This is a genomic window from Pseudomonas sp. ITEM 17296 (genome assembly GCF_028895205.1).
In the GTDB taxonomy this organism is placed as follows: domain Bacteria; phylum Pseudomonadota; class Gammaproteobacteria; order Pseudomonadales; family Pseudomonadaceae; genus Aquipseudomonas; species Aquipseudomonas kermanshahensis.
In genome coordinates this window covers 106,167-118,613 of sequence record NZ_WJRS01000019.1, presented here as the reverse complement: position 1 = coordinate 118,613, position 12,447 = coordinate 106,167, and the positions used below count along the sequence as shown (strand labels likewise).

At 64.2% G+C, this 12,447-nt stretch carries 11 protein-coding genes and 1 pseudogene; 3 read left to right on the top strand and 9 right to left on the bottom strand.

The annotated features are described in order from the left end of the window. Positions 1-35: 35 nt before the first annotated feature. The 3 genes and pseudogenes from GIB19_RS19955 to GIB19_RS19945 all read right to left on the bottom strand — a co-directional run. The gene (locus GIB19_RS19955) at positions 36-2,471 is read right to left on the bottom strand and encodes a TonB-dependent receptor (RefSeq protein WP_274887774.1); all 2,436 of its coding nucleotides are present in this window, start codon (positions 2,469-2,471) and stop codon (positions 36-38) included. Between the two features lie 119 nt (positions 2,472-2,590). Then, entirely contained in the window at positions 2,591-3,463 is an 873-nt protein-coding gene (locus GIB19_RS19950; protein ID WP_274887773.1) for a FecR family protein, read from the bottom strand. A gap of 7 nt (positions 3,464-3,470) precedes the next feature. After that, positions 3,471-3,974, bottom strand: a pseudogene (locus GIB19_RS19945) (RNA polymerase sigma factor); the annotation flags it as partial. A gap of 136 nt (positions 3,975-4,110) precedes the next feature. Here GIB19_RS19945 and GIB19_RS19940 point away from each other — a divergent pair. Next, positions 4,111-4,590 (top strand): LEA type 2 family protein, encoded by a 480-nt coding sequence (locus GIB19_RS19940; protein WP_027596577.1) that lies wholly within the window; start codon positions 4,111-4,113, stop codon positions 4,588-4,590. A 5-nt stretch (positions 4,591-4,595) separates the two neighbouring features. Here GIB19_RS19940 and GIB19_RS19935 read toward each other — a convergent pair whose 3' ends face one another. Continuing rightward, positions 4,596-4,859: a hypothetical protein gene (locus GIB19_RS19935; RefSeq protein ID WP_274887771.1), complete on the bottom strand. Its 264-nt coding sequence runs from the start codon at positions 4,857-4,859 to the stop codon at positions 4,596-4,598. 126 nt (positions 4,860-4,985) lie between these two features. Between GIB19_RS19935 and GIB19_RS19930 the strand changes: the two genes are divergently transcribed. Beyond that, entirely contained in the window at positions 4,986-5,306 is a 321-nt protein-coding gene (locus tag GIB19_RS19930) for a DUF883 family protein (protein WP_274887770.1), read from the top strand. Between the two features lie 35 nt (positions 5,307-5,341). Here the strand turns inward: GIB19_RS19930 and miaE are convergent, their stop codons facing one another. Further along, positions 5,342-5,959, bottom strand: coding sequence for a tRNA-(ms[2]io[6]A)-hydroxylase (gene miaE / locus GIB19_RS19925; RefSeq protein ID WP_027596580.1), 618 nt, complete (start codon positions 5,957-5,959; stop codon positions 5,342-5,344). 154 nt (positions 5,960-6,113) lie between these two features. Between miaE and GIB19_RS19920 the strand changes: the two genes are divergently transcribed. Continuing rightward, entirely contained in the window at positions 6,114-6,977 is an 864-nt protein-coding gene (locus tag GIB19_RS19920; RefSeq protein WP_274887769.1) for a universal stress protein, read from the top strand. A 130-nt stretch (positions 6,978-7,107) separates the two neighbouring features. Here the strand turns inward: GIB19_RS19920 and GIB19_RS19915 are convergent, their stop codons facing one another. Genes GIB19_RS19915 through GIB19_RS19900 form a run of 4 tightly spaced genes read right to left on the bottom strand, consistent with a single transcriptional unit; the run spans position 7,108 to position 12,219 of the window. Continuing rightward, entirely contained in the window at positions 7,108-7,311 is a 204-nt protein-coding gene (locus GIB19_RS19915; RefSeq protein ID WP_085274167.1) for a formate dehydrogenase subunit delta, read from the bottom strand. Then, entirely contained in the window at positions 7,308-10,187 is a 2,880-nt protein-coding gene (fdhF, locus tag GIB19_RS19910; RefSeq protein WP_265969122.1) for a formate dehydrogenase subunit alpha, read from the bottom strand. Before fdhF ends, GIB19_RS19915 begins: the two co-directional genes overlap by 4 nt. Then, positions 10,184-11,743 carry a formate dehydrogenase beta subunit gene (locus tag GIB19_RS19905; protein ID WP_274887766.1) on the bottom strand — a complete coding sequence of 520 codons (1,560 nt, stop codon included), beginning with the start codon at positions 11,741-11,743 and terminating at the stop codon, positions 10,184-10,186. The genes fdhF and GIB19_RS19905 overlap by 4 nt, the downstream gene beginning before the upstream one ends. Then, a complete protein-coding gene (locus GIB19_RS19900; protein WP_027596585.1) occupies positions 11,737-12,219 on the bottom strand; it encodes a formate dehydrogenase subunit gamma in 483 nt (160 codons plus the stop codon). The genes GIB19_RS19905 and GIB19_RS19900 overlap by 7 nt, the downstream gene beginning before the upstream one ends. Positions 12,220-12,447 lie beyond the last annotated feature (228 nt).

The window sequence follows — 12,447 nt, the reverse complement described above, 5'->3', positions numbered from 1 at the left end:
ACGAGGCTGCTCCTACCTGAATCCCCACATAGCTGTCAGTAAGCCATGCTCCAGGTCAGGGTGTAGGTGCGCCCACGGCCCTGGTAGTCATACAGGTACGCTGGGCCATAGGTCGGTGCGTAGAACAACGTCGCCCGCTGCCCCCAGACCGTGCTGTACTGCTTGTCCAGCAAGTTCTGGATGCCTGCGCTGAAGGTGCCGAAGCCGGTTTCCTGGCTGCCCAGCAGGTCGAAGGTGGTGTAACCGTCGATCTCGTGGTCGGCATCGTCCTTGAGGGTGAACGCATGGTTGGCCTGCAGGCGGGCACTGCGGCCATCGCCCTTCCAGCCAACAAACGCCGTGGACTTGGACAGCGACGCATAACGGGCATCGCGTTTCATCCAGCCACCGTCGACGTCTTCTTCCTCGGAGCGGGTCAGGTGCAGCGTACCCCCGGCTTCCCAACCGCTCTGGAAGTGGCGGGTCAATGCACCTTCGAAACCAAAGTCACGGCTCTTCTGCTCTTCGACATTGATGGTCAGCGTCTGCGAATCGACATTGATGATCTTGTCCGACCAGATGTAGTACAGCGCCGCCTGAGCGTCCCAATCCACGTCGGCATAGCGCCAGCCCAGCTCGACCTGGCGGCTCTTGATGCCGGCCAGCGGGTTGTCGGCGACGCTCAAGCCCGGCTTGCCGTAATACTTGGCCGGGTCCGGCAGGTCGAAACCTTCACCGTAGTTGGTCCACACCTGATGGCCATTCTTGAAGTCGTAGATGGCGCCGACGTTGTACAGGTTGACTTGGTAATCGTTGCTGCCGCCGGGTACGCCTTTGAATTCGCTGACATCCACGTCCATCTGCTGGCGCCGGGCGCCGCCGGACAAGGTCAGGTTGTCGGTGGCATGCCAATCGAGCTGGGCGTACACCGACACACCGTCGACCCGATAGCTGGGGTAGCGCGCTGCCTTGCTGGCCTTTTCCATGTCCAGCCCACCGCTTTCGGATGAGGTCAGGGCGTCGAAGGTGGTCTGTTCGGCGTTGAAGCGCTCGCGGTCCAGGTCGACGCCGTAGGTCAGCTTGAGCGTGTCCCACTGCTTGGCGAACAGGCCTTTGAGGCTGGTGACCTCAAAGTTCTGTTGTGATGCGGCGAAGTACACCCCGCGCGAACCGGTGGGTGTGGCGCGGTTGTAGTACGGGAACGGGTAGAAGTTGTCGTCTTCCTTGCGGTACGAGGCCTGCAGGTAGAAGTCTTGGCCCAGCACATCGCTGTGATGGTAATTGGCGTTGAGCAACAGGCGCCGGGTACGTGGCTCCAGATCAGAGGAATAGCCACTGCGCAGCTCGGCGTCTTCCAGGTCCGAGGGGGCGTTGTAGTTGAGGTTGGGGAAGTAGATGCCGGTGCTGCCGTGGTTGCCCGAGTCGTAGTACTGGGCTAGCAGGTCCAGGCTCTGCTCATCGGTCAGCTTCAGCCCCAGGGTGCCGAGCACGTCAAGGGTGCGGTTGTATTGCAGGTCGGTCTGGGTATTGTCGATGAAGATCTGATCGCCAGCGCCGTCATAGAAGGCTTCATTCTGTTCGCCGGAAATACCAAGGCGGGCACTGACCCGCTCGTTGCCGCCGCTGATCGACTGGGCGATGCGGGTGGCCAGGTCATCACTGTTATTGAAGCCGCTGCTGGCACCCAGCTGGGTCTCGAAGCGGGCCGGGCCGGGCTCACCCTTCTTGCTCACAATGTTGATGATGCCGCCGGTGGCGCCGCCGCCGTAAAGGGCGCTGGCCCCCGACAGCACTTCGACGCGCTCGACGTTGAACGGCGAGATGCTGTCGAACTGGCGCGACAGGCCGCGCGAGCTGTTCTGGCTGACCCCGTCAATCATCACCAGCACATTGCGCCCGCGCATGTTCTGGCCATAGTTGGTGCGCCCTTCTGGCGCCAGGTCCAGGCCAGGCACCAACTTGCCGATGGCTTCCTTGAGGCTCACCCCGCTGTCGATCTGCTCACGCAGTTGCTGCTGGTCGACCACCCAAACGGTGCCAGGGATTTCGCTGATCGCCGTGCTGGTGCGCGAGGCCACACTGACCTCGATGGGCTTGAGGTTGACGGCCTGCGGCGTGGCGTCCGCCTTGCGCAGGGTAACCGTGCGGGCATCACTGAACTGCCAGCTCATGCCACTGCCCGCGAGCAACTGCTGCAGTGCCTGCTCGATGCTGTAGCTGCCCTGCAACGCCGGGCTGTTCAGGCCCGCGACATCGTGGGTGGTGTACAGCAGGTGCAACCCGGCCTGGTCGGCGAAGGCTGTCAGTGCCTGGTCCAGCGCCTGGGCAGGCAGGTCCAGCTGCACTTGGCGGGCTTCCACCGGGGCCTGTTGCGCACCACTTGAGGCCATCGCCTGCAAGGGGCCAGCCAGCATGGCCAAGGCAGTGCAAGACAACAAGGCGTGATGAAGGGGACCGCTGCGGCGGTGCGAAGGCTTGAGCGTAAGGGCCACGAATGAGCTTCCAGGCAAGTCGTAAATGAGAATGGGTTGCTGATCAGTCCCACTACGACGATCTGGCCTGGCTGAACTTGCAGCGGCAGATGAAAAATATTTAGATTATTTTTACCGGCTCAGTGCACCACGGCCAACCACGGCAAGTAGGTGACCTGCAGGCCATAACGTTGCTCAAGGGTGCGCAGCAGCGCCTGGGGTTTATCGAGGTCGAATACACCGCTGACTTCCAGTGCGGCCAGCTTGGTGTCAGACAGCAGAATGCGCCCCTGTTGGTAGCGCTCAAGCTCCGCCAGCACCTGCCCCAGCGGCTTGCCGTTGAAGATCAGCTTGCCGCGCTGCCAAGCGGTCTGTGCACTGGCGTCAGGCGACACCGGCACGCTGCGCTCACCCACCGTGGCTTCGCCCTGGGCCAGCACCACGCGGCCATCGCGGCGCACGCTGAACGTCGCGCCCGTACCGCGCACCGCCTCGCCTGCACTATCGACCACAAAGGGCCGTGGGTCACTGGTCGTCTCGAACAAGGCTTCGCCCGCATTGAGCACCACGCGGCGCTCACGGTCGGTGAACGCGACGGTCAAGGCACTGCCGCTGTTCAGCAGTACCCGCGAGCCATCGGCCAGGGTCACCGCCTGCCGTTGCCCGAGGCCTGTGTGGTAGTCCGCCAGCCAGATAGGCGCCTGCTGCCAGCCGGTATAACCCGCGACCAACAGCGCCAGCGATGCTGCCAGGCCTGCGGCCCAGTGCCGTTTGCGTCGGGCAGGCGGTGCCGCGACAACCTGAGCGGTTGGGGTGTGGCCGATGTCCAGCCACAGTGCCTCTGCCTCGCGCGCGGCCTCGGCATGCGCCGGGCTCAGTGCGCACCAGCGCTGGTAGCGCGCGTGGTCCGCCGCACTGGCGTTGCCCGAATGCAACAACACCTGCCAATCGAGGGCATCGTCAGAGAGGTCGCTGAGCGGTTGGGCGGCTGGCATGGCGTGAGGCTCAGTCATGGTTGTGTTTGAGCCAGTCACGGCAATGGCGCAGCGCCTGGCCGATGTATTTTGCCACCATGCTCTCGGAAACGCCCAACCGTTGTGCGATCTGCGCCTGGGTCAGGCCTTCGACGCGGTTGAGCAACAGGGCCTGGCGGGCATTGCTGGACAGTTGCAACAGCGCCTCATCGAGTATCTGCAAGCGCTCGCGGGCGAGCAGCGTGGCCTCGGGCGCAGGCGCCGGGCAGGCCACCTCGCCAGTGCCATCGGCATCTTCGTGGCGGGCGGCGATACGCTGTTCACGGCGCAAGGCATCGATCGCCAGGTTGCCCGCCACCCGGAAGATAAAGCTGCGTGCATGCAGCACCGGCACTGCCTGCGCGTCGATCTTCACCAGCTTCAGGTACGTCTCCTGCGCGACGTCGGCAGCACGCTGCCGGTCGCTCATGCGCCGAGTCAGGAACAGCAAGAGGTCGTCGTAGTGCTCCTGGAAACTCGCCAGCAGACCAGACACGGGAGACGTCAGCATGGGGTAGGGGAAAAGCCAGTAAGAGGAATTGTCGGGCGTTAATGAGAAACAGTATCTTTCATTAGACGCGCTACTTTCAACGTCAACGCGCATTTGCCACACTGGCGGTTGAATTCTTCAGGCAAGGTTGCAACCCATGACTGCCCGATTGCACCGCTGGTTGCTGATACTGCTGATGGCTTACGGCCTCAGTGCCTGTGCCTTGTTCCAGGCGCGTGACCCACTGAATATCAACGTGATTGGCATCGAGCCACTGCCCGGGCAGGAGCTGGAACTGCGCATGGCGGTGAAAATACGTGTGCAGAATCCCAACGAAACCGCGATCGATTACAACGGAATCGCGCTCGACCTGCAGGTGAACGGCCAGCCGCTGGCCGCCGGTGTCAGCGACCAGCAGGGCCACATAGGCCGTTTCGACGAGGCGGTAATCGTGGTGCCGGTGAGCGTGACCGCGTTCTCCTTCCTGCGCCAGGCCTATGGGCTGGGCCAGCGGAGTTCGCTGCAAGGGCTACCCTATGTACTGCGCGGCAAATTGGCCGGTGGGCTGCTGGGCACCGTCCGCTTCACCGATGAGGGCACGCTGGACCTGCCCAAGGCAGCCGGGACCTACTGGTAGACCACTCAGCGATTGCTGTTGGCGGCGGCCATCATCTTGTTGACTTCGCTGCGCACCATGCTGGCGTACTCAGGCGGCGAAATGGCCTCCAGTTCAGCCCGCACCCATTCCGCCCATTTACCCTTGCGCCGTGGCTTTTCGGAGATAAGCCGGGCGGCTTCGCCCTTGGCCTTGCCCAGGTTGCTCTGCCACAGTTCGAACAACCGCGCCTTCTCTGCCTCGATCTGCGCCCGTTCCTCGAAGCTCTTGTTGGCCAGATTGAAACTCATTGAAGGTACCTGCCTGCTGAAAATGGCCGCTATCTTACACCTTAGCGACGCGTCATCGGAAAGCCGGCGCAACTTTCCCGACGCACCGGCATCCATTGTTCACCCCCCATTGACGAGGATGAGTTCATGGCCCGAAAAAACGCCGTACAAGCCGCCAGCGATCAGATCAAGGATCAGGTCTTCAGCGAACTGCAGTCACTGACCGAAGAATCCGAAAAGCTGCTCAACGACAGCGCTGCCCTGGTTGGCGAGGAGGCCGAAACCCTGCGCGCGCAAGTCAGCCTCAAACTGCGCCAGGCTCGCCAGGCCGCGAGCAACGTACGTGACAAGGCTCAACCGGTGGTAGATGCCACCCAGGACTACATCGGCGGCCACCCTTGGCAGACCGTCGCGGTGTCCGCAGGCTTCGGCCTGGTGGTCGGCCTGTTGCTGGGTCGCCGCTACTAAGCCCGTTTAATGAACGCAGTGCCGCCTGAAGGTTTTCAGGCGGCCTGCGCCATTGGGATGCCGCTATGAAAGCGCAGTTCCTGGTCCGGTGACTGGATCAGCTCGGCTTCTGCCTCACGTACCAGCTCAACCCTGCGGGCGATGTCCGCTTCTTCGCCGTACTGATGGGCCAGCTTCAGGTAGCCCTGGTAATGGCGCGCTTCACTCTTCAGCAGGCCGTGGTAGAACGTGCCCAGCTCTTCATCCAGGTGCGGCACCAGCGCGGCAAAGCGCTCGCAACTGCGTGCTTCGATAAAGGCCCCCACCACCAAGGTATCCACCAGCTTGACCGGCTCGTGGGCACGTACCAAGCGGCGCAAGCCGGAGGCATAACGCCCGGCCGACACTGGCCGCAAGGGCACGCCCCGGCGCTTCATCAGGCGCAGCACCTGCTCGTGGTGCACCAGCTCTTCACGGGCCAGGCGCGACATCATGTTGATCAGGTCCAGGTGCGTGTTGTACTTGGCGATCAGGCTCAGGGCAGTGCTGGCGGCCTTGAACTCGCAGTTCTTGTGGTCGATCAGCAGGGTTTCCTGGTCGGCAAGCGCCGCTTCGATCCAGGCATCTGGGGTCGGGCAGCCAAGAAAGGCGTCGATTTCGGGGATCAAGGACATAAGCGTGCAACCAGACAGAACAGGCAGGGCCGGCGATTATACCGGCGGCAACCGGCAGCGCCAGTGACTATGCTTGATGTACATCAAGCGGCGACGGGTGAGACGCCGACTATAGTCAGGCACTGGTCGCCATCTTTGAACGGAGCTCACGCCCATGCAAGCCGTCCGCAGCATCCTCGTCGTCCTCGACCCCGCGCATGCCCACAGCCGGGCCTTGACCCGTGCCAAGCTGATCGCAGGCGTGACCGGCGCGCGCCTGCACCTGTTGATGTGCGACAAAAAGCAGGATCACAGTGCGTTGCTCAGCCTGCTGAGCAGCCAGTTGCACGATGACGGTTACGACAACGTCACCCATGAGGCAGCCTGGCGTGACAACCTGCACGACACCATCATCTATGTGCAGCAAGCCGAGGGCTGCGAGCTGGTCATCAAGGAGCATCGGCCGGACAACCCGCTGAAAAAGGCCCTGCTGACCCCCACCGACTGGAAACTGCTGCGCCTGTGCCCCAGCGCGGTGCTGATGGTGAAAAGCGAACGGCCGTGGACCGGGGGGGTGATTCTGGCGGCGGTGGATGTCGGCAACCAGGATGAAGACCACCGCCTGTTGCACGCGAATATCATCGACCATGGCTATGCGATTGCCGGCCTGGCCAAAGGCGATTTGCACGTCATCAGCGCACACCCCTCCCCCATGCTGTCCGCCTCGGACCCCACCTACCAGCTCAGCGAGACCATCGCCGAACGCTACCGGGAAGCCTGCCGCGCGTTTCAGACCGAGTACGACATCAGCGATGAACGCCTGCATGTCGCCGAAGGCCCGGCGGATGTGCTGATTCCCTACACCGAGAAACAATACAATGCCGTGGTGACGGTGATCGGCACGGTGGCCCGCACGGGTATTTCCGGGGCATTGATCGGGAATACCTCCGAGGTGGTGCTCGATTCGCTCGAAGGGGATGTGCTGGTGCTCAAGAGCGAACAAGCAATTGCCCACCTGACAGAGCTGGCCCGCGGTTGAAGCAAGCGTGGCCCTTGTAGGAGCAGCCTTGTGCTGCGAAGAGGCCGGTGAAAGCTCAGAGAATCTATGCTGCTATCACCGGCCTCTTCGCAGCACAAGGCTGCTCCTACAAAGACAAAGGGCGGCGCGTTTACACCAGTGCCTCGCGCACTTTCGGGTCCAACCCCTCCCCTGCATTGGCCTCGCTCCACGCCAGCAACTGCCGGCGCATCGCCGGCGTCCAGAAGCTCTGGATGTGCTGCCTTACCCCTTGCACCGCCAGCTGCCGGTTCGGTTCGCTGTCAAAATAATGGGCAATCTGGTTGGCCATCTTGACCAGGTTGTCACTGCTCATCGGCGCACCTCGGCTTTCTCTTGCTGCTCGGCAGTACGGCGCTCTTTGAGCAGGCGGCGCTGTTCGTCGCTGAAGTCCTGGTAACGCTTCTGCCATTCAGACGGGTGGAACACTTTCACCACCTCCACCGCCGTGACTTTGTATTCAGGGCAGTTGGTGGCCCAGTCGGAGTTGTCGGTGGTAATCACGTTGGCCCCCGACTCAGGGAAGTGGAACGTGGTGTACACCACCCCCGGCGCCACCCGCGCACTGACCTTGGCGCGCAGCACCGTCTGCCCGGCGCGGCTGCCGATACCGACCCAATCGCCATCGCGGATGCCACGGCTTTCGGCGTCGGTGGGGTGCAGTTCAAGGCGGTCGGCGTCATGCCAGGCGACGTTGCCAGTGCGGCGGGTCTGGGCGCCGACGTTGTACTGGCTGAGGATACGCCCGGTGGTCAGCAACAGTGGGTAGCGGCTGTTGACCTTCTCGTCGGTGGGCACGTAGCCGGTGAGCATGAAGCGCCCTTTGCCCCGCACGAACTGGTCGATATGCATGGTCGGCGTGCCATCGGGCGCGGCATCGTTGCACGGCCACTGCAGGCTGCCATGGCGGTCGAGCTCGGCGTAGCTGACGCGGTGGAAGGTCGGCGTCAGGCGCGCGATCTCGTCCATGATCTCGGCCGGGTGGCGGTACTGCATCGGGTAGCCCAAGGCGTTGGCCAGGGCCACGGTCGCTTCCCAGTCAGCTTTGCCGGCCAGGGGCTCCATGACCTTGCGCACCCGCGAGATACGGCGTTCGGCGTTGGTAAAGGTGCCGTCCTTTTCAAGGAACGAACTGCCCGGCAGGAACACGTGGGCGAACTTGGCCGTTTCGTTGAGGAAGATGTCCTGCACCACCACGCATTCCATGGCCAGTAAGGCGGCCGTGACGTGCTGGGTGTTGGGGTCGCTCTGGGCGATGTCCTCACCCTGGCAATACAGCGCCTTGAAGCTGCCATCCAGGGCCGCCTCGAACATGTTGGGGATGCGCAGGCCTGGGTCTGGCTGCAAGGTCACCCCCCAGGCCCGCTCGAACTCGGCACGCACACCTTCATTGGAAATATGCCGGTAGCCAGGCAGTTCATGCGGGAACGAGCCCATGTCGCACGAGCCCTGCACGTTGTTCTGCCCGCGTAGCGGGTTCACCCCTACCCCTTCGCGGCCGATGTTGCCGGTGGCCATGGCCAGGTTGGCGATGCCCATCACGGCGGTGCTGCCCTGGCTGTGCTCGGTCACCCCCAGGCCATAGTAGATGGCCGCGTTGCCACCGGTGGCGTACAGCCGCGCGGCGGCGCGGATCTGCTCGGCAGGCACGCCACAGACCGGGCCGAGTACTTCTGGCGCGTTCTCTGGCAGGCTGACGAAGTCGCGCCAGCGGGCGAAGTCCTCGGTCTCGCAGCGGGCGTCGATAAAGCGCTGGGCCAGCAAGCCTTCGTTGACAATCACATGGGCCAGGGCGTTGAGCATGGCCACGTTGGTGCCCGGGCGCAGTTGCAGGTGCAGCTCGGCGCGGGCGTGGGGCGAGTCGACCAGGTCGATACGCCGTGGGTCGATGACGATCAGCCGCGCGCCCTGGCGCAGGCGGCGTTTGAGCTGGGAGCCAAACACCGGGTGGGCATCGGTGGGGTTGGCGCCGATCACCAGCACCACGTCGGCCTGCATCACCGAATCGAAGCTCTGCGTACCCGCCGATTCACCGAGGGTCTGCTTGAGGCCATAGCCCGTGGGCGAATGGCACACCCGCGCGCAGGTGTCGACGTTGTTGTTGCCAAACGCCGTACGCACCAACTTCTGTACCAGGTAGGCTTCTTCGTTGGTGCAGCGGCTGGAGGTGATGCCGCCGATGGAATCACGCCCGTACTTGAGCTGAATGCGGCGGAACTCGCTGGCGGCGTAGGTTACCGCCTCGTCCCAGCTGACTTCTTGCCACGGGTCTTCGAGGCGCTTGCGGATCATTGGCGTGGTGATGCGGTCCGGGTGGGTGGCATACCCCCAGGCGAAGCGGCCTTTGACGCAAGCGTGGCCATGGTTGGCGCCGCCGTTCTTGTCCGGGACCATGCGCACCAGCTGGTCGCCCTTCATCTCGGCACGGAACGAACAACCGACACCGCAATAGGCGCAGGTGGTAATCACCGCACGCTCAGGCTGGCCGAGCTGCACCAGGCTTTTTTCGGTCAAGGTCGCGGTCGGGCAGGCCTGTACGCAGGCGCCGCACGACACGCACTCCGAGGCCAGGAAGTTGTCCCCGCCAGCGGCCGCCACCCGCGAGTCGAAGCCGCGGCCAGTGATGGTCAGGGCGAAGGTGCCCTGGATGTCTTCGCAGGCGCGCACGCAGCGGCTGCAGACGATGCACTTGCTCGGCTCATAGTCGAAATACGGGTTGGAAACGTCCTTTTTCTCGGCCAGGTGATTGGCGCCGTCATAGCCGTAGCGGACCTCGCGCAGGCCGACCTGGCCGGCGACGGTCTGCAGTTCGCAGTTGCCGTTGGCCGAGCAGGTCAGGCAGTCGAGCGGGTGATCGGAGATGTACAGCTCCATCACATTGCGCCGCAACCCCGCCAGGCGCGGGGTTTCGGTGCGCACCACCATGCCTTCGCTGACCGGGGTGGTGCACGACGCCGGGTAACCGCGCATGCCTTCGATTTCCACCATGCACATGCGGCACGAGCCGAACGCCTCGAGGCTGTCGGTGGCGCACAGTTTGGGAATGCTGGTGCCAAGCATGGCAGCGGCGCGCATGACCGAAGTCCCGGCAGGCACGCTGATGGCACGGCCATCGATGTTCAGGCTGACCTGCACCTGGCTGTCGCGTGCTGGGGTGCCAAGGTCGGTCTCGGGGTCGAAGAAATTGATCACTGAGCGGCCTCCGTGTGGGTCAGCCCGAAATCGGCGGGGAAGTACTTGAGCGCGCTGGCCACCGGGTAAGCGGTCATCCCGCCCATGGCGCACAGCGAACCGTACTGCATCGTGTCGCACAGGTCGCGCAGCAGCAGGGCCTGGTCGTGGCGTTCGGTGAAATCGGTGGTGGCGATCAGCCGGTCCACCACCTCCATGCCACGGGTCGAGCCGATGCGGCACGGGGTGCACTTGCCGCACGATTCTTCGACGCAGAACTGCAGGGCGAAGCGGGCCATGCTGGCCATGTTCAGGGTGTCGTCCGCCACCACCACACCGCCGTGGCCGAGCATCGCGCCCATGGCAGCGAAGGCTTCATAGTCCAGCGGCGTGTCGAAGTGGCTGGGCGGCACCCAGGCCCCGAGCGGGCCGCCGACCTGCGCGGCCTTCAATGGCCGGCCGCTGGCGGTACCGCCCCCGTAGCCTTCCACCAGCTCGCGCAGGGTCAGGCCAAACGCGCGCTCCACCAGGCCACCGTGGCGGATATTGCCCGCCAGCTGGAACGGCATGGTGCCCAACGAACGGCCCATGCCGAAATCGCGGTAAAACGCCGCGCCCTTGGCCAAAATGATTGGCACCGACGCCAGGGTGAGCACGTTGTGCACCAGCGTCGGCAAGCCGAACAGGCCCTGCAGGGCCGGCAGTGGCGGCTTGGCCCGGACGATCCCGCGCTTGCCTTCGAGCGATTCCAGCAACGCGGTCTCTTCGCCGCAGATATAAGCGCCAGCACCGACCCGGACTTCCAGGTCGAAGGCCTGGCCGCTGCCGGCCACGTCGGTGCCCAGGTAACCGGCGTCGCGGGCTATGGCAAAGGCCTGGTCGAGCACGCGAATGGCATCCGGGTATTCCGAGCGCACGTAGATGTAGCCTTTGTCGGCACCCACGGCGAGGCCAGCGATGATCATGCCTTCGATCAGCAGGAACGGGTCGCCTTCCATCAGCATGCGGTCGGCGAAGGTACCGGAGTCGCCTTCGTCGGCGTTGCAAACCACATACTTTTGCCCGGCCCCGGCATCGCGCACAGTGCGCCACTTGATACCCGCCGGGAACGCGGCGCCACCCCGGCCACGCAGGCCAGAATCAAGCACAGCAGCGACCACCTCGGCACCGTCCAGTGCCACGGCGCGCTCCAGCCCGGCAAAACCGCCGTGGGCGCGGTAGTCGTCCAGCGACAGTGGCCGGGTCACGCCGGCACGGGCGAACAGCAGGCGTTGCTGGGATTTCAGATAAGCGATGTCTTCAACCGGCCCCAAGGCCAGGCCATGCGCCTGGGGCTGGCCGGCCAAGGCATCGAGTAGCGCCGGCACATCGTCCGCGGTCACCGGGCCGAAACCCTGGCGCCCTTGGGCGCTGTCGCATTCGACCAGCGGCTCCAGCCAGTACAGCCCACGCGAACTGGTGCGCTGGATATCGACCGCCAACTGCCGGCGCTCGGCCTCGCGTTGCAGGGCCTCGGCAACCTGGTCGGCACCCACGGCACGGGCCACCGAATCGCAGGGGATGTACACCTTCAGCATGTTTCGCCCTCCAGGCAACCGTTCACCAGGGCACGCAGGCGCTCAGGCGTGAGCCGCGCGTGCAGTTGGCCGTCCAGTTCCAGCGCGGGCGAGCAGGCGCAGGCGCCCAGGCAATACACCGGGCGCAGGCTGATAGCGCCGTCGGCGCTGGTGCCATGGTCGTCCAGTGCCAGTTGGTCGCGCAGTTGCGCGGCCAGGGCCTCGGCGCCACGGCTCTGGCACGACTCGGCCCGGCATAGGCGCAGGGTATGGCGTGCCGGCGCGGTGGTGCGGAAATCGTGGTAGAAGCTGATCACCCCGCGCACTTCGGCCAGGCTGAGGTTCAGGGCATGGGCAATTTCAGGGACGGCGGCATCCGGCACGAAGCCGATGTCTTGCTGAATGGCGTGAAGGATCGGCAACAGGGCGCCGGGTGTGTCCTTTTCACGGGCCAGGATGCTGTGGATCAAAGGCAGGTGGAGCAGTTCATCAGGCATACAGCGGACCTCGGCATCACGGACCCTGCCTGTGTTGTTGTAGGGGCAGGTGTCCGGCGTGTTCTGCTGCGGCGTGCCGGCCACGTCACGGTTGCGGGGTGTCGGCAGCCTCCTTGCCCACGGCCGTGCGTCTGCGCGCACTGGTCCAGGAGCATCCTGCAAGCATGGCACTTGTGGCGCCGGAGGGTTGCATGCGAACGACCAGGCGCATCCTGAAACCGACGTGAG

What these genes read in the sequence shown, in the direction of transcription:
- GIB19_RS19930 (WP_274887770.1), top strand. Translation starts at nt 4,986, where the DNA reads ATGGCCCGAAAAAACGCCGTACAAGCCGCCAGCGATCAGATCAAGGAT.
- GIB19_RS19950 (WP_274887773.1), bottom strand. Translation starts at nt 3,463, where the DNA reads ATGACTGAGCCTCACGCCATGCCAGCCGCCCAACCGCTCAGCGACCTC.
- GIB19_RS19915 (WP_085274167.1), bottom strand. Translation starts at nt 7,311, where the DNA reads ATGAGCAGTGACAACCTGGTCAAGATGGCCAACCAGATTGCCCATTAT.
- miaE (WP_027596580.1), bottom strand. Translation starts at nt 5,959, where the DNA reads ATGTCCTTGATCCCCGAAATCGACGCCTTTCTTGGCTGCCCGACCCCA.
- GIB19_RS19920 (WP_274887769.1), top strand. Translation starts at nt 6,114, where the DNA reads ATGCAAGCCGTCCGCAGCATCCTCGTCGTCCTCGACCCCGCGCATGCC.
- GIB19_RS19900 (WP_027596585.1), bottom strand. Translation starts at nt 12,219, where the DNA reads ATGCCTGATGAACTGCTCCACCTGCCTTTGATCCACAGCATCCTGGCC.
- GIB19_RS19935 (WP_274887771.1), bottom strand. Translation starts at nt 4,859, where the DNA reads ATGAGTTTCAATCTGGCCAACAAGAGCTTCGAGGAACGGGCGCAGATC.
- GIB19_RS19905 (WP_274887766.1), bottom strand. Translation starts at nt 11,743, where the DNA reads ATGCTGAAGGTGTACATCCCCTGCGATTCGGTGGCCCGTGCCGTGGGT.
- GIB19_RS19940 (WP_027596577.1), top strand. Translation starts at nt 4,111, where the DNA reads ATGACTGCCCGATTGCACCGCTGGTTGCTGATACTGCTGATGGCTTAC.